The organism is Acuticoccus sp. MNP-M23 (assembly GCF_031195445.1).
GTDB lineage: Bacteria > Pseudomonadota > Alphaproteobacteria > Rhizobiales > Amorphaceae > Acuticoccus.
Map to the genome: position 1 here is coordinate 59,321 of NZ_CP133480.1, position 20,092 is coordinate 79,412.

Sequence of the window (20,092 nt, forward strand, 5' to 3'; positions counted from 1 at the left end):
CCAGCAAACGGCAAGACATCGACCCCGGCATTCCCCAACAGCACGGCAGTCCCGTCATGAGCACCCTCGTCGCGCGCTTCGGCGCCATCGGCCGCAACCCGGCCGCTCTTGCGGTCGGCTTCGTGTTTGCCGCCAACGGATGCATGTTTGCAAACTGGGTGGTGCGGATCCCGACGGTCAAGGAAACGCTCGGCCTTTCGGACGGGATGCTCGGCCTTGCAATCACCGCCATGGCGGTGGGCGGCATCATCGCGATGCCGCTGGCCGGGGCACTGGTCTCCCGCCTTGGCAGCGCGCGGATGAGCGTTGCCGCCGGGATGGTGTTCTTGCTCTCATTCTGGCTTGTCGGCCTTGCGCCCGGTGCGCTGACGCTGGCCGCTGCGCTTTTTCTGGCAGGCGCAGGCAACGGCGCGATGGACGTTTCGATGAATGCGCAGGCCAACGCCGTGGAAGGCGCGACCGGGCAGCGGATCATGTCGTTCGCCCACGCCATGTTCAGCCTCGGGCTGTTCGCCGGCACCGTGCCCGCCGGCATTTTCTCCGCCTCGGACACGCCCGTCGCCATCCACCTCGCGCTGGTGGGGGCGGTGCTGGCCGCCGGGCTCTTTCTCGTCCGCGGCAGCCTTGCGGCCGACGCGGCACTGGAAGACCCCGACCAGCCGTCCTTCGCCTGGCCGCGCGGGCCGCTGTTGCTGTTCGGCCTCATCTGCCTTTGCGGCGCCATCGTCGAAGGGGCCATGAACGACTGGATTGCCGTCTTCGTCGAGGATGCGCTGCATCTGGGCACTGTTGCGGCGGCCACGGCATATGGTTTCTTTGCCGGGGCGATGTTCGTCTCGCGCCTCTTCGGCGATGTGCTGTCGGAGCGGGTCGGCCCTGCCGCCGTCGTGCGCTACGGGCTGATCCTGGCGGCTGCCGGGCTGATCGTGTCGCTCAGCGGCCCGAGCTGGTCGATCTATCTTGGGTTTGCCGCCGTTGGCCTCGGCATTGCGGGCGTCTTCCCCGCGGTATTCCGGGCCGCAGGGCGCATTCCGGGCCGCGCACCGGGGCCTTCGATGGCCTCGGCGGTGACGCTCGGCTATGCGGGCTTTCTGTTCGGGCCCGCCGCCATCGGCTTCCTGGCGGACGCCTTCAGCCTTCCCATCGCACTCGCAATGCTGATCCCGCTGGCGCTGATCGGCGCGCTCCTCGCCTCCGCTCTGAAGCTCGCCGACTGACCGGCCATCTCAGCCGCGCTGCCGTCGCGGCCGGCTCACGATCCAGACACCCGATTGCGCTGCGCTGGATGACGGCCTCAGGACCTGGCTGTCAGCCTTCGAGAAACACGGCGCGCCAAATTCTAGAGGGGCCGCGAAACGCGTCGCCCCCTTGTAATGCCCGCCCGTCAGTTGCTGTGCGCGATCGGGATGATGTGCGGGGCGCGCACGATGATGCCATCTTCCTCGATGGCTTTCAGCGCACGGCCGAGGGCAGCTTCCGTGGTCGGATAGGTCACCAGAATCACGGTCTGATCGCTGAGGGCCGGCTGGTCTTCCGGCCGGTGCGGCGTCTTCTGGACGATCTGCTCCAGCGAGATCCCCTCCGCCGCCATCCGGCTGGCGAGCGCCGCAAACGCCCCCGCCCGGTCCGCAATCGGCAGGCGCACGTAGAACGCACCCTTGTGGCCGGCAGCCGCCGCCTTGCGGAACGGCGACAGCGTTGCCGACGGGCGGCCAAGGGGGCTTGGTGCGAGGCCCCGCGCAAGGTCCGTCAGGTCCGACACCACGGCAGACGCGGTGGCCATGCCGCCCGCGCCGGGGCCGGACAGCACCAGCTCGCCAAAGGCCGGCCCGCGGATCGAAACCGCGTTGAGAACGCCGGCGGTCTCCGCGAGGGCCGAACCACGCGGCACCATGGTGGGATGGACGCGCTGGTCGACGCCCTCCTCCGTCATCGTCGCAATGCCGAGAAGCTTGATGCGGAAGCCGAGTTCTTCGGCAGCTTCAAGGTCGGCCGGCTCGATCCGGCGGATGCCCTCCACCAGCACGGCATCCGAATCGATGGCGGTGGTGAAGGCGATCGACGAGAGGATCGCGAGCTTGTGAGCGGTATCGAAGCCATCCACGTCGAAGGTCGGATCGGCCTCGGCGTAGCCGAGACGCTGGGCTTCGGCGAGGCAATCGTCGAACGAGCGGCCGCCACGCTCCATCTCGGTGAGGATGTAGTTGCAGGTGCCGTTCATGATGCCGAGCACCGATGCGATGGGAATGCCGGCAAGGCTGTCGCGCACGGTGCGGATTGCGGGGATGCCGCCCGCCACCGCAGCCTCGAACAGCAGCGGCACGTTGTTGGCTTCGGCCAGCGCCGCCAGCTTCATCCCGTGAGCGGCCAGAAGCGCCTTGTTCGCCGTCACCACCGCCTTGCCCGCGCCAAGGGCGGCCTCGACCGCATCCAGCGCTGCCCCGTCAGCGCCGCCGATCAGCTCGACGAAGACGTCAGCCGCCGCGGTGCGTGCCATCTCGACCGGATCGTCGAACCATTTGGCGCCGGACAGGTCGACGCCGCGGTCGCGCGTCTTGTCGCGGGCGGAAACGGCGACAAGCTCGATGTTGCGCCCTGAGCCACCGTGGGTGGGCTCGGCCTGGAGAAGCGCAATGGTGGACGCGCCGACAGTGCCGAGGCCGGCGATGGCAATTTTGAGCGTTTCGGTCACGGGCACCTTCTCAAGTCACGGAACGGATCTGGTTTGGCGACACAAACCGCATTCCGCCCTGGAAGGCCAGCACCGATGCCGAGAAAGACCGCCGCAGCGGCGCCGGCACCGTCAGGGCCGCGTGATGGAACTGCCGTCGCAAAACCGGCTGCCAGCAAGGCGCGCGGCCTCCTCCGGTGCGAGGGCGCCCATGGCGTGGGCGTCGGCGTCGGTCTCGACCCAGACGAAGACCTTGCCCTCGGCGCCGAACAGCGCCGTGCCGATAGCAGACATTTCGTCGAGGCAGTCGGGTGTTGCCTTGTCGATCCGGGCCGCGGCGGCGTCGGCGGCCTTCGGGCCGAGCGGAGGCACATCATGGGCGAGCGCGAGGCGGCGGAGCTGCCAGACGAAATCGTCTCCGCTCACCTTCCAGTCGAAGAAGACGATCCGGTCGGCGTTGTCGCAGATTTCGGAGATCGCCCAGTAGAGGCCGGCGCCACCGGCCGCCTCGGCATCGCTGGCGTCCGCCACGGCGGACGCCATTGCGCCGGCAAGATCATCGCCGGCGAGGGTCGTCATGGCCGCGGTGAAGGCGGCGCGCTTGTCGTCGCTCATCGGGTGTCAGCGGGCCGCACTGCTCAGCGGCACCACGTTGTGGTGACGGTCGATGAACCGCTTCACGCTGCGTGCCGCCTGGCGGATCCGCTGCTCGTTCTCCACCAGCGCGATGCGCACGTGCGTATCGCCGTTTTCGCCGAAGCCGATGCCGGGGGCGACGGCAACGTGCGCCTCCTCCAGTAGCTGCTTGGAGAATTCGAGGCTGCCGAGGTGTTCGAGCCCGGCCGGGATCGGCGCCCAGGCAAACATGGAGGCTTTGGGCGACGGGATCTTCCACCCGGCGCGCGAGAAGGAATCCACCAGCGCATCGCGGCGCTTCTTGTAGGTCTCGCGAATCTCGACAATCGGCTCGTCGCCGCCGTTGAGGGCCGCGGCCGCGGCCACCTGGATCGGCGTGAAGGCGCCATAGTCCAGATAACTCTTCACGCGGGCGAGCGCTGCGCAAAGCTGTGCGTTGCCGACGCAAAAGCCCATCCGCCAGCCGGGCATGGAAAAGGTCTTCGACATGGAGGTGAATTCGACCGCCACGTCCTTGGCACCCTCGACCTGGAGGATGGAGGGGGGCGGATCGCCCTCGAAATAGATTTCCGAGTAGGCAAGGTCCGACAGGACGAAGATCTCGTGCTTTTTCGCGAACGCCACAACGTCCTTGAAGAAGCTGAGTTCGGCCGTGTGCGCACCGGGGTTGGACGGGTAGCACAGCACCATGGCAATGGGCTTGGGCACCGAGTGGACCACCGCCCGCTCCAGCGCGTGGAACAGCTCAGGACCGGGTTCGGCCGGCATCGAGCGGATCGAGCCGCCGGCCATCAAAAAGCCGAACGCGTGGATCGGGTAGGACGGGTTGGGCGTCAGCACCACGTCGCCAGGCGCGGTGATCGCCTGCGCCATGTTGGCAAAGCCTTCCTTGGAGCCGAGCGTCGCGACGACCTCGGTGTCCGGGTCGAGCTTCACGCCGAAGCGGCGGCCGTAGTAGGCCGCCTGCGCACGGCGCAGCCCCGGAATGCCCTTGGAGGCTGAATAGCGGTTGGTGCGCGGGTTGCTGACGGTCTCGACCAGCTTGTCGACAATCGCCTGGGGCGTGGGCAGGTCGGGGTTGCCCATGCCAAGGTCGATGATGTCCGCACCCTTGGCCCGGGCGCCGGCCTTGAGGCGATTGACCTCTTCGAACACGTACGGCGGCAAGCGCCTGATCTTGTGAAAATTCTGCATGGCACGAACACTCCGGGATACGCAGGATGTAGTCGCTTCTACTGTGCCGGCGCAACACTTTCGCCGGTAAAGGGTGTAACGCCGACAGGACGGGGCAACGGCGCTTCGGGGTCGATGGGGACGCCAGGGTTTTCAGCCGGTGCCGCGGTTGTGGGTGCCGTCGCCGGTGCCGCGGTGGCGGGCAAGGCCGCCGGCGCCGGATTTCCCGTTTGCGGACGGCCGGATGCGGCAATCTGCGCCCGTGCTTCGGCAACATGGTTGCGTCCGCGCGCGGCAATTGCGGCGGCCGAACTTGTGGTGCTGATGGAGCGTGCAGCTGCTGCGGTGCGCGCGCCCCTGCCCGCCAGCGCGGCCTCGTCGGCAGCAACGGCTGCGGCAGGGCGCGGAAGGCCCGGCACGGTTGCGGGATCGGCCAGAATGTTGGGGAAACCGTCGGCATTGCGGGCAGCGGCCTGGTTTGGCAGCACGGTGGCCGGCCGCTCCGGCAGCGGGATCAGCGGCGCGCCCGGATCCTGCACGCAGCCGCCAACATTCGCGCTGAGCAGCACGATAGTCACGCATTGGGCTGTTCTTATCAACGACACCCTGTCAAACCCGCCCTAACTTAATAGTCGGCCTCACGAACTCGTGCGCCTATCATGCACCAAACCGACACACGGATCTCGTCCCATGAGCCAATCGCAAAAGAAAGAACAGCCCCTTAAGACGGGCGACGGGCGGACGCGGAACGATAGCGAACGTGACCAGCCGGGCACACCGCGCGACCCTATTCTCAATTACATCGTCGAAAACCCGGAAGCCTTCGCCGAAAATATCGCGAAGATGCTGAGCCACGCCAACTCCGCGCTGACCGCCTACGTCAAGCCGATGCAGGACGGCGAGGTGAAGTCGGACTATACGGACGAGCTGACCGAGTGGACGCGCACCCTGTCGCGCGTCGGCCACTACTGGCTTGCCGATCCGCGCCGAGCGTTCGAGGCGCAGACCCGCCTCGCCACCGAGTGGATGAGCCTTTACGCTCATTCCCTTCAGCGCATGTCGGGTGAGCCCACGGCCCCGGTGGCGGAACCGGACCCCGCGGACAAGCGCTTCAAGGACCCCGACTGGTCGGGCGTGCAATTCTTCGACTTTTTGAAGCAGGGCTACCTCATCACCACCCGCTGGGCCGAAAAGCTGGTCTCGGAAACCGATGACCTCGACCCGCACACCCGCCAGAAGGCCGAATTCTACGTGCGGCAGCTGTCGGCCGCGCTGTCCCCGTCCAACTTCATCCTCACCAACCCCGAGCTTTTGCGCGAGACGGCCACCCAGTCGGGCGAGAACCTTGCCAAGGGCATGCAGATGCTGGCCGAGGATGTGGCACGGGGCCACGGCGAGCTGCGCCTGCGCCAGAGCGATCCGGACAAGTTTGCCGTCGGCGTCAACATGGCGCTGACACCGGGCAAGGTGATTGCCCAGAACGACGTGTGCCAGGTGATCCAGTACGATGCGGCCACCGAGGATGTGGCAAAGGAGCCGATCCTCATCGTCCCGCCCTGGATCAACAAATTCTACATCCTCGACCTCAACGAGGAAAAATCGCTGATCAAGTGGCTGGTCGGTCAGGGGCACACCGTCTTCGTCTGCTCCTGGGTGAACCCGAACGAGCACCACGCCGACAAGGACTTCACCCACTACATGCGTGAAGGCATCCTGTTTGCGCTGGAAACCGCGCTGCTGGCGGCAGATGCGGAAAAGATGGACGTTGTCGGCTACTGCGTCGGCGGCACCCTCCTTGCCATGTCGCTCGCCTACATGGCGCGCAACGGCGACAAGCGGGCCAACTCGGCAACCTTCCTCACCGCGCAGGTGGACTTCACCCATGCCGGCGACTTGAAAGTATTTGTCGACAAGGACCAGCTGGAGACGCTGGAAAAGAAGATGCGTGCCAAGGGTTATCTCGATGGTGCGGCGATGGCCTCGGCGTTCAACATGCTGCGCGCCAACGATCTGATCTGGCCCTACGTCATCAACAACTACATCCGCGGCAAGGAACCGTTCCCGTTCGACCTCTTGTACTGGAATTCCGATTCCACGCGGATGCCGGCGGCCAACCACGCCTTCTACCTGCGCAACTTCTACCTTGAAAACCTGTTCGCCAAGGGCGAGCTGACGGTCGACGGTCTTACCCTCTCGCCGGGCGACATCACGGTCCCCATCTTCAACGTCGCCACCAAGGAAGACCACATTGCGCCGGCGCAATCCGTTTTCCGCGGCAACGCGATGTTCGGCGGAACGGCCGATTTCGTGCTGACGGGGTCCGGCCACATTGCCGGGATCGTCAACCCGCCGGCCCGCAACAAGTACCAGGTGTGGACCGGCGGCGAGAGCGGACAGGGGCTGGAGCACTGGGTGGCCACCGCAAAGGAAACCCCCGGCTCCTGGTGGCCGTTGTGGGACGAATGGCTGACGGCCCACAGAAGCGGCGAGCGGGTGCCTGCCCGCACGCCTGGCGGCGGCCATTTCACCCCGCTGGAGGACGCCCCCGGCAGCTACGTCAAGAAGCGCTACTGAGCGTCGGGGCGCACCGATAACGCGCCTCGTTCTGCCGCACCTCGCCAGACACCCGCAAATGTCGGCTGACATGGAGTTGCCCGCCAATGGCCAAGCTCGACCATCTCATCGTCATTGCGCCATCTCTTGGCGAGGGGGTCACGCATGTCCGCAAATGCCTCGACATCGACGTGCCGTTCGAGTCGCACCAAGCCGACATGGCCACCCACAACCTCCGGCTTCAGTTGGGCAGCTCGGCCTACCTGGAGATTGTTGCACTCGACCCGAAGGCGGCACCACCCGGCCGGCGGCGCTGGTTCGGCCTCGACAACGAGGACAACGTCCGTGCCGACTGGAACAAGGGCCGCCGCCTCAGGAGCTGGGTGGCGCGGTCGAACCGGATCGCATCGGCGCTTGCCGCCCACGGGTCCGTTCTGGGTGCCGAAGTGCGCCTTCCCGCCAAGGCTCCGACCTTCGCGATCACCATTCCGGACGACGGTTCTCTGCCCCTTGATGGCGCTGCCCCCACCCTCGTCGATTACCGGGGCGACCCGCCCTCGATGACCCATATTCCCGACCTCAGGGCGCGTCTCCGGTCGTTCACCCTCGAACACCCGGACCCGGACACCATTGCCGCGCTCTACCGCGACCTCTTGATTGAGAACCCGCCCAAGATCATCAAGGCTGAAGAGGTCCGGTACCGCGCGCTCATCGAGACACCTGCCGGACTGAAAGAGCTGACCTGACGAAGGCGCAGCGAAGACACAAAGGATTTTGAAGATGAGCCCCCGCCCCGGCGCCGAAATGATCGACCTCATCGGAAACACGCCCCTGGTGCGCCTCAAACGTGCATCGGAGGAAACCGGCTGCGAAATCCTCGGCAAGGCCGAATTCATGAACCCCGGCCAGTCGGTGAAGGACCGCGCGGCTCTGTTCATCATTCGCGATGCCGTGGCGCGCGGTGCGCTGAAGCCCGGCGGCACCATTGTGGAAGGCACGGCCGGCAATACCGGCATCGGCCTTTCGCTGGTGGGCAACGCGCTGGGCTTCAAGAGCGTCATCGTCATTCCCGAGACGCAGAGCGAGGAAAAGAAAGAGGCGCTGCGGCTGGCGGGTGCAAAGCTCGTGGAAGTGCCGGCCGCGCCTTACAAGAACCCCAACAATTTCGTCCGCCTGTCCGGCCGCCTTGCCGAGCAGCTGGCGAACGAACTGCCGAACGGCGCCATCTGGGCCAACCAGTTCGACAATGTCGCCAACCGGCAGGCCCACATCGAGGGCACCGGCCCGGAAATCTGGGATGAAACCGGCGGCAAGGTGGACGGCTTCGTCTGCGCGGTCGGCTCCGGCGGCACGCTCGCCGGCATCGGCATGACGCTGAAGGAGCGCAACAAGGACATCAAGATCGGCCTTGCCGACCCGATGGGCGCCGCGCTCTACAACTATTACGCCAATGGCGAGCTGGCCTCTTCCGGCTCCTCGATTGCCGAAGGCATCGGACAGGGCCGGATCACCGCCAACCTCGAAGGCGCGCCGGTGGACATGCCGTTCCAGATCCCCGATGCGGAAGGCGTCCCCATCGTCTACCAGCTCCTGCGCGAAGAGGGGCTGGTGCTGGGGCTGTCATCCGGCATCAACGTGGCCGGCGCGATCCGCATGGCGCGCGAGATGGGCCCCGGCCACACCATCGTGACTATTCTGTGCGATTACGGCCACCGCTACGCCTCAAAGCTCTTCAACCCCGCCTTCATGCGCGAGAAGGGCCTCCCCGTGCCGACGTGGCTCGAAGAACAGCCGGACTTCGACGTCCCGTTCGAGACTGCGGCGTAAAGGGCCGAGACGGCGGTCACTCGCCGCCGCGAGGCTCCTGCGGGCGGCCGAAGTTGGGGGCCGCCGTGTCCTGCCCTGCTCCGACGATGCTGCGTCGGATGGCTCTGGTGCGGGTGAAGGTGTCGAACAGCTGCTCGCCGTCGCCCCAGCGGATCGCCCGCTGGAGCATCGCAAGATCCTCCGAGAAGCGGCCCAGCGCCTCCAGCACCGCCTCGCGGTTGTGGAGGAACACGTCGCGCCACATGGTGGGGTCGGACGCCGCAAGCCGGGTAAAGTCGCGAAAACCGCCGGCAGAGAACTTGATCACCTCCGCCTCGGTCACCTCTTCCATGTCGCTGGCGGTGCGCACGATGTTGTAGGCGATGAGGTGCGGCAGGTGCGAGGTGAGCGCCAGCACCAGATCGTGCCGCGTCACCTCCATCATTTCGATGTTTGCACCGAACGCCTGCCACATGCCGGAGACGATTTCCGTCGCCTCCGGGTCGGTCTCCGGGGTTGGCGTGATGATGCACCAGCGGTGGTTGAAGAGGCTGGGAAAGCCCGCGCCGGGACCGGAGTTTTCAGAGCCGGCAATGGGGTGGCCGGCGACGAACCGCGCCGAGGCCGGCAGCGTCGCCGCCATCGCGTCAATGACGGCGCCCTTCACCGAGCCGGTGTCCGTGACGATGGCGCCAGCCTTCAGCGCCGGGCCGATAGCGGTGCCGACAGCTGCCATGGCGCCCACCGGCACCGAGAGGATGACAATGTCGGCGTCTGCCACGGCAGCCGCGGCGTCCCCGTGATAGGTGGTGCCGAGCCCCAGCGCTTCGGCCTCCTGCAAGGCGTCCGCGTTGCGATCGGCAACGGCGATGGCGCCGTCGAAGCCGCAATCGCGCAACGCCAGCGCGAGGGAGGCCCCGATCAGGCCGATGCCGACGATCGCGACGGACTGGAATCGGAATGGCTCGGTCATGGTCGTCTTTGTCTTTAACGGTGGAGGGCAAGCCGCCTAGCTGGCGGACAGGCTCTCCCTGTAGGCCTGGAGAGCGGCGATGGTGGCCTCGTTGGCCTCGTCGTCGCCAATTGTCATCCGCAGCATCTGCGGCAGGCCGTAGCCCGCCACGCGGCGCAGGATGATGCCGCGCGCACCAAGGAAGGCGTCCGCCGCCGCGGCATCGGCACCATCGACCGATGCAAAATCGATCAGCACGAAGTTGCCGACGCTGGGCGGCACACGGAAGCCGATGGCCTCGATCCGCGTGGTCAGCTCCGGCAGCCAGCGGTCGTTGTGGGCAATCGCGCGCTCCACGTGGGCACGGTCGCCGATGGCGGCAACGCCGGCCGCAATGGCCGCTGCGTTGACGTTGAACGGCCCGCGCACCCTGTGCAGCGTGTCGATGATCTCCGTCGAGGCGTAGGCCCAGCCGATCCGCAGCGCGGCAAGGCCGTGAATTTTGGAGAAGGTGCGCGTCATGATGGTGTCCTGCCGCGTGGCGGCAAGCTCGATCCCGGCTTCGTAGTCGTTCTTGCGCACGTATTCGGCGTAGGCGGCGTCGATCACCAGAAGCACGCCCTCCGGCAGTGCGTCGCGCAGGCGTCGCACCTCGGTGGCGCTGGTGTAGCTCCCCGTCGGGTTATTGGGGTTGGCGAGAAAGACGAGTTTGGTGCGCGGCGTGACGGCATCGAGGATCTTGTCGACGTCTGCGGCAAGGTCGGTCTCGTCCACGACCACCGGCGTACCGCCGGCCGCCAGCGTCGCGATCCGGTACATCAGGAAGGCGTGCTGGGTGAACACCGCCTCATCCCCCGGCGACAGGTAGGCGTTGGCGATCAGGCCCAGTATCTCGTCGGAGCCGTTGCCGCAGACAATATTGGCAGCGTTGAGGCCGTAGGTCTTCGCAATCGCCTCACGCAGCGCGGCAGCACCGCCGTCGGGGTAGCGCTCCAGCGCGGAGGCTGCGGCGATGAAGGCGTCGCGCGCGGCCGGGCTGGGGCCGAGCGGGTTCTCGTTGGAGGAGAGCTTGTGCTCCTTGCCCGCATGGCCCGCTGAGGCGCGGCCCGGCACATAAGGCGCAATCTTGAGGACGGAAGGACGGGGCTGTGGGCTCATGAAGCACTCGTTCGCGCGACGGGAATTTCGATGGGAAAGGGGTGAAAGCGTCCAAGGACGGTATCGTCCGCGCCAATGTCACCGGCCGGAATGATGTGCGGCGTACCGTCTCGCATCACCGCGGCTTCGGGACCGGTGCCGGGGGAGACATTGCTGCCGCCCACGATGAGAACGGTGCCGCCGGCGGAGGTGCGGCAACGGCCGATCACATGGGCAGGCGCAGTCTCGCTGTCCGCCGCAGCGGTGCTCGCAGCGAGCGGCCGCCACCAGTCGCCTTCGAGCGGGACGACCGCGACGTCGCCGGCGCCGAGCGCGGAAACCGCTGCGCTGCCGGTGGCGTGGCTGAGCACCGAAACCGGGCCGTAGAGAAACAGCGCGACATCCAGCGCATCGGCCGTATGGATCGCAAACCCGCGTTGCACCTGGCAGGCCGCGCTGATCAGCGTGCGCCAGAAGTGGGCCAGCATCTCGGTGGGCAACGCGCCCTTGTGAAGGGCAAGGCGGTTCTCGATCACCGCGGCCTCGCGCGCCGGGCGGATCACGCTTTCGTCCGGCCCCTTGGCCTTGCCGATTTCCTCGACAATCTCGAACCGTTCGCGCAACAGGCGGTGGAGCCCCGTGTCCACGGCATCGAGCCGGGAACGCAGGGCCGCAAGGCGGCTCAGCGAATCGTCGTTTGAGGCAGGCGTCGTCATGGGAACCGTCAGTCTTGCGAAGGCCCGAGCGATAGCCCCTCACCGCGCCCGAGGCAAAGAAAACATTGACCAGGGCGCCAAGGCTCGCCTACCCGAAGGGTTCGCGGGTATAGCCCCGGATGCAGATTGAAGCACCGGCCAGAGGCGTTACCTGTCCAAGAAGACCTGTGTACAAGCAGAGTGCCGCGTAAGTTGGGAGTCGTGAATGGCTGAGACCGCCGTGGACGGCAGCGCCGCCCGGCCGGATTCCGCCGAGGCGGATCTGGAGGCGCGTCGACGTTCCGAAGTGGACCATCCGTCCAGCCTGGTGGCCCGGTTCGACAACGATCCGCTGACGCTGGACGCCGGCGTCTCGCTGCCCTCGTGGCAGATTGCCTACCAGACCTACGGCACGCTCGATGCCGCGCGCAGCAACGCGATCCTCCTGTGTCATGCGCTGACCGGCGACCAGCATGCCGCCAACCGCCACCCCGTCACCGGCCGTGCCGGCTGGTGGGACGCGCTGGTTGGCCCCGGCAAGCCGGTGGATACCGATCATTTCTTCGTCATCTGCGCCAATGTCCTGGGCGGCTGCTCCGGCACCACCGGGCCCGCGTCCACCGACCCCGAAACCGGCAAGCCCTACGGCCTTTCCATGCCGGTGGTGACGGTTGCCGACATGGTGCGCGCGCAGGAACGCCTCATCCGCCATCTGGGCATCGACACGCTGTTTGCCGTGGTCGGCGGCTCCATGGGTGGAATGCAGGTTCTGGAATGGGGGGCGAGCTTCGGCGACCGCGTCTTTGCGGCTCTCCCCATTGCCACCGGGTCGCGGCATTCGCCGCAGAACATCGCCTTCCACGAAGTCGGCCGGCAGTCGATCATGGCCGATCCCGACTGGCGCGGCGGCCGCTACCTGGAAGAGGGCCTGAAGCCGCGCAAGGGCCTGTCGGTGGCGCGCATGGCCGCCCACATCACCTACGTCTCGGAAGCCGCGCTGCACCGCAAGTTCGGCCGCGCGCTGCAGGACCGCGAGAACGTGACGTTCGGTTTTGACGCCGACTTCCAGATCGAGAGCTACCTGCGCTATCAGGGGTCGACCTTCGTCGACCGGTTCGACGCCAACGCCTACCTCTACCTCACCCGCGCGATGGATTATTTCGACCTCGCGCGTCAGCACAACGGCCGTGTCGCCAATGCCTTCCGCGGCACGCACACGCGGTGGTGCGTCGTCTCCTTCACATCGGACTGGCTGTTTCCCACCACCGAAAGCCGGACCATCGTCCACGCGCTGAACGCCACCGGCGCACAGGTTTCCTTCGTGGAGATCGAGAGCGACAAGGGCCACGACGCATTCCTGCTGGAAGAGCCCGAATTCCATCGCGCGGTGCGCGGCTTCCTCACCGGCGCGGCGCTGGCGCGGGGCATCGAGCCGCCGGTCGCTGCAAACTGAGAGCCGAATGACCGAGACCATCGCCCCCGCCCCGCAACGCCGCCTCGACTACGATGTGATCCGCGAACTCGTCGCCAAGGGCAGCCGCATCCTTGATGTCGGCTGCGGCGACGGCGCGCTGATGGCGCTGCTGGAAAGCTCGCACGGGGTGCGGGCGAGCGGCATCGAGATCGACCAGAAGAACGTCAACAACGCTGTGGCGCTGGGCCTTTCCGTGGTCCAGGGCGACGCTGACACCGACCTTGCCAACTACCCTGACGATGCGTTCGATTATGTGATCCTCAGCCAGACGCTTCAGGCCACGCGCGACCCGCGCAAGGTGCTGGAAAACCTCCTGCGGATCGGCCGGTCCTGCATTGTCTCTTTCCCCAATTTTGGGTTCTGGGGCGTCCGGTTGCAGCTCCTCGTCCAGGGCGAGATGCCCACCACCGGCCTTTTGCCCGACATGTGGTGGTCCACCTCCAACATCCATTTCTGCACCATTCGGGACTTTGTGGTCCTGTGCGACGAGATGGGCGTGACGGTGGAACGGCCCATCGCGCTCAATGCCAGCGGCAAGCGCATTCCGTTCAACGCGCCGTGGTGGTTCTGGAACCTGTTCGGCGAACAGGCGGTGTTCCTGCTGCGCCGGTGACGCCCGCGTCGCCTTTCAGCGCCCCGATGTCGTGACCTGCGTGGCGGGCTTGGGCACGAGCCCGGGCACACGCCGCGCGCGGGACTTGTGGCCGGCGTGGATACCGCGGACCACGGTCTTCTGCGCCTCCATGGACAGAACGCCGGCAAAGCGCGGCAAAATGGCGCTGCCGATCTTCTCCCAGGCATGGGTCGAGCCCAGAATGAAGCGGCGCCGGCTGGGCGGCACATAGAGAAAGCGCCGCGAAGCCGCCGGCTCCAGAAACGCCCCTTCCAGAAGCTGTTGCAACTGCATCCGCGAGAATGGACGCCCAAGGCCGAACGGCGTGTAGTCGGCGCGCGCCCAGGCGCCCGTGCGATAGGGCACCACCACCAGAACCCGCCCCGTCGGCATCAGAACGCGCCACACCTCGCGCAGGAGGGCGGCCGGATCCCGCGTCACCTCCAGCACATGAACGAGGAGCAGCTTGTCGACCGAGTTGTCAGCGAGGGGCAGGTTGTCCTCGAAGCCGAGGCAGGTCAGGTTCGGCCCCTCCGGTGGCCAGTGCAGCACCCCTTCGGAGGCCGGCATCACCGCCACCACGCGCTCCGCTTCTCCCAGGAAGGGGCGCAGATAGGGCGTGGCATGACCCACACCCACCACCCGGTCCGCCGAGACGTTTGGCCATGTGGCGCGGATTTCATGCGCGATGATCTTGCGGGCGATGCGGCCAAGAGGCGTCAAGTAGAAATCGCGCAGTTGAACCACATCGAGGTGCATCGCTTTTCGTCCTTTTTATATGTTGGGCCAACGTCTTGCGTTCGTGTGGCATAGCCGCGTGACGTACCCAATTGCCCATGCTAACGCAGCGCCAGGATTTTGGAGATTCTGATGACCGACGTTCGTCTCGTCCCTTGTCTGTCGGACAACTATGCCGTTCTCGTCCACTCCGGCGACGAAACTTTGCTCGTCGATGCGCCGGACGCCGACGCCATCCAGGCGGCGCTCGCCGAAACCGGATGGACGCTCACCACAATTCTCATCACCCACCACCATGCCGACCATGTGAAGGCGCTGGCTGCCGTGCGCGGCAACGCCCATGTGGTCGGCCCCAGGGGCGAAGCCCACCGGATCGACGGCCTCGACCAGACGGTGGCGGACGGCGAGACCTTTAGCGCCGGCCCGTTCGAGATCCTCGCGGTCGAAACGCCCGGCCACACAGCCGCACCCGCCTCCTATGTAATGAATGCCGAAGGGATCGCGTTCACCGGCGATACGCTTTTTGCCATGGGTTGCGGGCGCCTGTTCGAGGGGGATGCCGCCACCATGTGGGCGTCGATGCGCAAGCTGCGCGATGTGGTCACCGACGAGACGCGCATCTATTGCGGCCACGAATACACCCTGAAGAACGCGCAATACGCCCACAGCGTCCTGCCTGACGATGCCGCCGTGGCCGAGCGTCTGGCTTCGGTCGAAGCAGACCGCGCCGAAGACAAGCCCACCGTGCCGAGTGTCATGGCGGTGGAGAAGGCGACCAACCCGTTCCTGCGGGCCGACGACCCTGCCGTTGCCCGCGCGCTCGGCATGGAGGGTGCCGCTCCCGAGGCCGTTTTTGCAACTCTTCGCGAAGGACGGGACACGTTTTGACCACCGCCAAAGACCTGATCGCCAAGCTGAACCTCAAGCCGCACCCCGAGGGCGGCTATTTTGCCGAGACCTTCCGCGACGCGCCGAACGGCGACCGGGGCTATTCCACCGCCATCTACTATCTGCTGGAGGCTGGCGACCTGTCGGCCTGGCACCGGGTGAACGACGCTGCCGAAGTCTGGCACTTTTATGCCGGCGATCCGCTGGTGATCACGCTTTCGCCGGACGGGCATGATGCCACCTCGATCCACCTCGGCTCCGACGTGATGGCCGGGCAACAGCCACAGGTGGTGGTGCCGGCCGGCCATTGGCAAACCGCCGAAACCCTTGGCCGCTTCACCCTGGTCGGCTGTACCGTGGCACCGGGCTTCGAGTTTGCCGGCTTTGAAATGGCCCCGGCGGACTGGCGGCCGACGCCTCGTGACACTACCTCGCGCTAGGCTATACAGAACCTGCTCCCTCCAGGCCGCCGTGCGCGGCCGCAGCGCACTCCCCGGCGCCAATACAGGTAATTTCTCATGATCCTTGCTTTGCAGATCATCGGGGGCTTCGTCGCTCTCCTGATCGGCGGCGAACTTCTGGTGCGCGGCGCGTCGGCCATTGCCGTGCGGCTCGGCATCTCGCCGCTGGTGGTGGGCGTGGTGATTGTCGGCTTCGGCACGTCCGCGCCGGAGCTGGTGACCTGCGTGCGGGCAGCGCTCGCCGGCTCGCCCGGCATTGCGATGGGCAACATCGTCGGCTCCAACATCGCCAACATCCTGCTCATCCTGGGCGCCGCAGCGCTGATGCGCCCGTTCATCACATCGCGCGATGCGGTGATCCGCGATGGCTCCATCGTCATCATCACCGCAATCGCCTTTGGTGCAGCGGCATGGACGGGGCTGATCGAGCGCTGGATGGGCGCAATCTTCGTGGTCGCGCTGGTGGCCTACATCATCTACACGATCCGCGCAGACCGCCGGAAACCATCCGAGATCGAGGATGTGCCCGCGGCAGACAGCACCCCCCTTATCCTCTCGATCGTCTATCTTCTCGCAGGCCTCGTGCTTGTCCTCGTCGGCGCCGAATATCTGGTGAAGGGCGCTGTGGCCGTCGCAACGCTTTACAACGTGTCGGAGGAGATCATCGGCCTCACGCTGGTAGCAGTCGGCACGTCCCTGCCCGAGCTTGCGACCTCCATCATGGCCGCCATCCGCCGCCATTCGGAAATCGCGCTCGGCAATGTCCTCGGCTCCAACGTCTACAACACCATCGGGATCGGCGGGATCACGGCGCTGGTCTCCCCCATCCCCGTCTCGAACGGCATGCGCACATTCGATGTGCCGATGATGGTGCTGATATCCATCATGCTGGTGGTGGTTGTCGCGACCGGGCGCCGGGTCACACGGTGGGAGGGCGCCGCGCTTCTCGCGCTGTACGTGGGCTTCATCGGTCTTCAGGCCCAATCCGCCTGACTGGACGCGCCGCTGGCAGCAATGCCGGCGGCGCCCCCGCTGTCAGGCCGCCATGTACTGGCCGCCGTTGATCGTCATCGTTGCGCCGGTGATGAACGCCGCATCGTCGGACGCCAGATAGGCACACAGCTTGCCGATCTCCTCGGCCTGGCCAAGGCGCCCCACCGGAATCCCGCCAATGATGCTCTGCAGCACCTTCTCGGGCACCGCCGCCACCATGTCGGTGTCGATGTAGCCGGGGCAGACACAATTGACGGTGATGCCCTTCTTCGCCCCCTCCTGCGCCAGCGCCTTGGTGAACCCGATCACGCCGGCCTTGGCCGCCGAATAGTTCACCTGCCCCATCTGCCCCTTCTGTCCGTTGATCGAAGAGATGTTGATGACCCGGCCGAAGCCCCGGTCGCGCATCCCGTTGATCACCGGCCGTGTCACGGCAAACAGCGAGGAGAGGTTGGTCTGCACCACGGCGTTCCACTGATCGAAACTCATCCGGTGGAACACGCCGTCGCGGGTGATGCCGGCGTTGTTGACGACGATGTCGATGGGGCCGACCTCGGCCTCCACCTCGGCAAGCTTCGCCTCGCAGACGGCGGGATCGCCGACGTCGAATTTCTTCACCGCAATGCCGGTCTCTTCCTTGAAGGCGTTCGCCTTCTCGTCGTTGCCCGCATAGTTGGCGACGACGGTGTGGCCGCCCTCTTTCAGCGCCTTTGAAATTGCGGCGCCGATCCCGCGGGTTCCGCCTGTAACCAGTGCGATCCGTCCCATCAAATCCTCCCTGTATCGTTTCTGCTCGCTGGCAAATTCACTTCCAGTTGGGACACTTGCGCAGGAGCCGTCAATCGTGCGGCGCAGCGTAGCGCGCGCGTTTTCACACAGGCCGCCGGCTGGCCGGGCGCGCCGTTGATAGGATTTACCTCTTGAAGGGTGGCAAGCTTCGGAACCTATCCCTAAGCGGATTGTTCAGTTTGCGAACCCAGAACCTGGAGCGCGCCGATGTTCTTCCACTCTTCAAAGCTGCAATACGAGGTAAAAGTCGACACACCCAACCCGCTGTTCGCAAAAATGTTGCAGCAGGCGATCGGTGGCGTCGAAGGCGAAATTCGCGTGGCGATGCAATACTTTTTCCAGGCCATGGGTGCGCGCGGCCCGGCCAAATACCGCGACATGCTGATCGCGACCGCAACCGAGGAACTGTCCCACATCGAGTTTCTCGGCCACGCCGTCGCGCTCAACCTGGAAGGCGCGCCGACCTCGATGCAGGACGACGCGGCCAAGGACCCGGTTGTGAATGCAATCCTTGGCGGGATGAACCCGCGGCACATCCTGTCGTCCGGTCTTTCCGCAATGCCGGTCAACTCAAACGGCATCCCGTTCGACATGAGCCACGTCTACGCCACCGGCAATATCGGCGCCGACATGCTGGCCAACGCGACGGCGGAGGCCGGCGGCCGCGTTCTCGCCGCCCGCCTCTACAACATGACGGACGATCCCGGGATGAAGGACCTCCTGTCCTTCCTGATCGCCCGCGACACGATGCACCAGCAGCAGTGGCTCGCGGTGATCGAGGAACTCGGCGGCCTGGAAGCGGCCCTGCCGATCCCCAACTCGGTGCCGGAAGACCACGAGGCGATGGCGCACTCCTACGTCTTCCTCAACACATCGCTCGACAAGGACGCCCCGGAAGGGCGCTGGACGTCCGGCCCGTCGCTGGATGGCCGCGGCGAGTTCTCGGTGGCGCCGGCCGAGCCGATGGGCCAAGCCCCGTCGCTGGGCGATGCGCCGCCGGACTCCGGCGCGCAGACCGAGCAGATGGCGGCCCCGCCCAAGCGGCGCGCACCAAAGAAGAAGTAGGACACGAAAAAGCCGCGCGCCCTCCCGGGGGCGCGCGGCTCTCTCCTTTTCGGCAGTGGCGGCTGGCCTCAGCCCATGCGCTCGACGCAGAGCGCAACGCCCATGCCGCCGCCGATGCACAGCGTGGCAAGGCCCTTGTTCGCGCCGCGACGCGCCATTTCGAACAGAAGCGTGTTGAGGACGCGGTTGCCCGATGCGCCGATCGGGTGCCCGATGGCAATGGCGCCGCCGTTGACGTTCACGATGTCGTCAGCCCAGCCCATGTCCTTGTTGACCGCGCAGGCCTGTGCGGCAAACGCCTCGTTGGCTTCCACAAGGTCGAGATCGCCAACCGACCAGCCGGCCTTTTCCAGCGCCTTGCGCGAGGCCGGGATCGGGCCGGAGCCCATCACCTTGGGGTCGACGCCCGCGGTCGCCCAGGACACGATGCGCGCCATCGGCGTAATGCCGCGCTTTGACGCATTGGCCTCGCTCATCAGCACCATCGCCGCTCCGCCGTCGTTGATGCCCGACGCGTTGCCCGCCGTCACGGTGCCGGCCTTGTCGAACGCCGGGCGCAGCTTGGCAACGCCCTCAAGCGTTGCGCCGTGGCGGATGTACTCGTCGGCGTCGACGACGGTGTCGCCCTTGCGGCCCTTCACCGTGACCGGAACGATCTCGTCCTGGAAGCGGCCGGCCTTCTGGGCCTCTTCGGCCTTGTTCTGGGAGCGGACGGCGAACTCGTCCTGCTGCTCACGGGTGATCTGCCATTCCCGCGCCACGTTCTCGGCCGTCACGCCCATGTGGTAGCCGTTGAAATGGTCCCACAGGCCGTCCTTGATCATGGTGTCGATCATCTTCATGTCGCCCATCTTCTGGCCGGCACGAAGGTAGGCGGCGTGGGGGGAGAGCGTCATGTTCTCCTGCCCGCCGGCAACCACGATATCCGCGTCGCCGGTGAGGATCTGCTGCATGCCGAGCGCGACGGCACGCAGGCCCGAGCCGCACACCTGGTTCAGCACCCACGCGGTGGTGTTGTCCGGAATGCCGGCCTGCATGGAGGCCTGGCGGGCGGGGTTCATGCCGGCAGCGGCCGTCAGCACCTGACCCATGATGACTTCGTTGACCTCGTCCGGCGCGACACCGGCACGCTCCAGCGCGCCTTTGATGGCGGTGGCGCCGAGCTCGGTCGCCGGAGTGGTTGCAAATGCGCCGTTGAAGGCGCCGACGGGGGTGCGGGCTGCCCCTGCGATCACCACACTCTCACTCGCCATAGAAATTCTCCTCGCTCTTGTCGTCGGTCTTGCTTCTGGTGCGCAGCTTGGCGCGACCCGCCAACGTGCCTAGGGTTTGAGCGGACTACAACGCCCCGCCTCAGGTACTGTCAACCAGACCGCGAGCCCTCTCGTTCGCATTTGCAGCAATTCGACTCGCGCCGCCCGCAAATTCGATCTAGTCAAAGTGAACGA

At 66.2% G+C, this 20,092-nt stretch carries 20 protein-coding genes; 10 read left to right on the top strand and 10 right to left on the bottom strand.

All coding sequences use genetic code 11. The annotated features are described in order from the left end of the window. Positions 1-56: 56 nt before the first annotated feature. Positions 57-1,217 (top strand): MFS transporter, encoded by a 1,161-nt coding sequence (locus tag RDV64_RS00265; RefSeq protein WP_309197290.1) that lies wholly within the window; start codon positions 57-59, stop codon positions 1,215-1,217. Between the two features lie 167 nt (positions 1,218-1,384). On the opposite strand, the gene RDV64_RS00270 is transcribed toward RDV64_RS00265, so the two are convergent. From RDV64_RS00270 to RDV64_RS00285, 4 genes are all read right to left on the bottom strand, one after another. Then, positions 1,385-2,692: a homoserine dehydrogenase gene (locus RDV64_RS00270; RefSeq protein WP_309197291.1), complete on the bottom strand. Its 1,308-nt coding sequence runs from the start codon at positions 2,690-2,692 to the stop codon at positions 1,385-1,387. Between the two features lie 111 nt (positions 2,693-2,803). Beyond that, positions 2,804-3,286 carry a hypothetical protein gene (locus tag RDV64_RS00275; protein WP_309197292.1) on the bottom strand — a complete coding sequence of 161 codons (483 nt, stop codon included), beginning with the start codon at positions 3,284-3,286 and terminating at the stop codon, positions 2,804-2,806. A 6-nt stretch (positions 3,287-3,292) separates the two neighbouring features. Beyond that, positions 3,293-4,501, bottom strand: coding sequence for an LL-diaminopimelate aminotransferase (locus tag RDV64_RS00280; protein ID WP_309197293.1), 1,209 nt, complete (start codon positions 4,499-4,501; stop codon positions 3,293-3,295). Between the two features lie 38 nt (positions 4,502-4,539). Next, entirely contained in the window at positions 4,540-5,058 is a 519-nt protein-coding gene (locus RDV64_RS00285; protein WP_309197294.1) for a hypothetical protein, read from the bottom strand. Between the two features lie 112 nt (positions 5,059-5,170). Here RDV64_RS00285 and RDV64_RS00290 point away from each other — a divergent pair, with 112 nt between their 5' ends. The 3 genes from RDV64_RS00290 (at position 5,171) to RDV64_RS00300 (ending at position 8,860) form a co-directional block, all read left to right on the top strand. Further along, positions 5,171-7,054: a class I poly(R)-hydroxyalkanoic acid synthase gene (locus RDV64_RS00290; RefSeq protein ID WP_309197295.1), complete on the top strand. Its 1,884-nt coding sequence runs from the start codon at positions 5,171-5,173 to the stop codon at positions 7,052-7,054. Between the two features lie 86 nt (positions 7,055-7,140). Beyond that, complete coding sequence (locus tag RDV64_RS00295) at positions 7,141-7,779, top strand: VOC family protein (RefSeq protein WP_309197296.1); 639 nt, start codon at positions 7,141-7,143, stop codon at positions 7,777-7,779. Positions 7,780-7,813: 34 nt separating this feature from the next. Further along, positions 7,814-8,860 carry a cysteine synthase A gene (locus RDV64_RS00300; protein ID WP_309197297.1) on the top strand — a complete coding sequence of 349 codons (1,047 nt, stop codon included), beginning with the start codon at positions 7,814-7,816 and terminating at the stop codon, positions 8,858-8,860. Between the two features lie 16 nt (positions 8,861-8,876). Here RDV64_RS00300 and RDV64_RS00305 read toward each other — a convergent pair whose 3' ends face one another. The 3 genes from RDV64_RS00305 to RDV64_RS00315 are packed head-to-tail and all read right to left on the bottom strand — an operon-like array spanning position 8,877 to position 11,644. Then, the gene (locus RDV64_RS00305) at positions 8,877-9,812 is read right to left on the bottom strand and encodes a prephenate/arogenate dehydrogenase family protein (RefSeq protein ID WP_309197298.1); all 936 of its coding nucleotides are present in this window, start codon (positions 9,810-9,812) and stop codon (positions 8,877-8,879) included. A 36-nt stretch (positions 9,813-9,848) separates the two neighbouring features. Next, a complete protein-coding gene (gene hisC / locus RDV64_RS00310; RefSeq protein ID WP_309197299.1) occupies positions 9,849-10,949 on the bottom strand; it encodes a histidinol-phosphate transaminase in 1,101 nt (366 codons plus the stop codon). Continuing rightward, a complete protein-coding gene (locus RDV64_RS00315; RefSeq protein ID WP_309197300.1) occupies positions 10,946-11,644 on the bottom strand; it encodes a chorismate mutase in 699 nt (232 codons plus the stop codon). The genes hisC and RDV64_RS00315 overlap by 4 nt, the downstream gene beginning before the upstream one ends. A gap of 205 nt (positions 11,645-11,849) precedes the next feature. Here RDV64_RS00315 and RDV64_RS00320 point away from each other — a divergent pair, with 205 nt between their 5' ends. Together RDV64_RS00320 and metW are read left to right on the top strand one after the other, a co-directional pair. Further along, complete coding sequence (locus RDV64_RS00320) at positions 11,850-13,076, top strand: homoserine O-acetyltransferase (RefSeq protein ID WP_309197301.1); 1,227 nt, start codon at positions 11,850-11,852, stop codon at positions 13,074-13,076. A gap of 7 nt (positions 13,077-13,083) precedes the next feature. Next, positions 13,084-13,710 carry a methionine biosynthesis protein MetW gene (gene metW, locus RDV64_RS00325; RefSeq protein ID WP_309197302.1) on the top strand — a complete coding sequence of 209 codons (627 nt, stop codon included), beginning with the start codon at positions 13,084-13,086 and terminating at the stop codon, positions 13,708-13,710. Positions 13,711-13,725: 15 nt separating this feature from the next. On the opposite strand, the gene RDV64_RS00330 is transcribed toward metW, so the two are convergent. After that, positions 13,726-14,469: a methyltransferase domain-containing protein gene (locus RDV64_RS00330; protein WP_309197303.1), complete on the bottom strand. Its 744-nt coding sequence runs from the start codon at positions 14,467-14,469 to the stop codon at positions 13,726-13,728. Positions 14,470-14,580: 111 nt separating this feature from the next. Here RDV64_RS00330 and gloB point away from each other — a divergent pair, with 111 nt between their 5' ends. The 3 genes from gloB to RDV64_RS00345 all read left to right on the top strand — a co-directional run bounded on the left by gloB (position 14,581) and on the right by RDV64_RS00345 (position 16,790). Then, positions 14,581-15,336 carry a hydroxyacylglutathione hydrolase gene (gene gloB / locus RDV64_RS00335; RefSeq protein WP_309197304.1) on the top strand — a complete coding sequence of 252 codons (756 nt, stop codon included), beginning with the start codon at positions 14,581-14,583 and terminating at the stop codon, positions 15,334-15,336. Then, positions 15,333-15,776 (top strand): cupin domain-containing protein, encoded by a 444-nt coding sequence (locus RDV64_RS00340; protein WP_309197305.1) that lies wholly within the window; start codon positions 15,333-15,335, stop codon positions 15,774-15,776. Before gloB ends, RDV64_RS00340 begins: the two co-directional genes overlap by 4 nt. 78 nt (positions 15,777-15,854) lie before the next feature. Next, entirely contained in the window at positions 15,855-16,790 is a 936-nt protein-coding gene (locus tag RDV64_RS00345) for a calcium/sodium antiporter (RefSeq protein ID WP_309197306.1), read from the top strand. Positions 16,791-16,832: 42 nt separating this feature from the next. Here RDV64_RS00345 and phbB read toward each other — a convergent pair whose 3' ends face one another. Beyond that, the gene (gene phbB, locus RDV64_RS00350; RefSeq protein ID WP_309197307.1) at positions 16,833-17,558 is read right to left on the bottom strand and encodes an acetoacetyl-CoA reductase; all 726 of its coding nucleotides are present in this window, start codon (positions 17,556-17,558) and stop codon (positions 16,833-16,835) included. A gap of 228 nt (positions 17,559-17,786) precedes the next feature. Between phbB and RDV64_RS00355 the strand changes: the two genes are divergently transcribed. After that, positions 17,787-18,644, top strand: coding sequence for a manganese catalase family protein (locus RDV64_RS00355; RefSeq protein WP_309197308.1), 858 nt, complete (start codon positions 17,787-17,789; stop codon positions 18,642-18,644). 68 nt (positions 18,645-18,712) lie between these two features. Here RDV64_RS00355 and RDV64_RS00360 read toward each other — a convergent pair whose 3' ends face one another. Then, complete coding sequence (locus RDV64_RS00360) at positions 18,713-19,897, bottom strand: acetyl-CoA C-acetyltransferase (RefSeq protein ID WP_309197309.1); 1,185 nt, start codon at positions 19,895-19,897, stop codon at positions 18,713-18,715. Positions 19,898-20,092 lie beyond the last annotated feature (195 nt).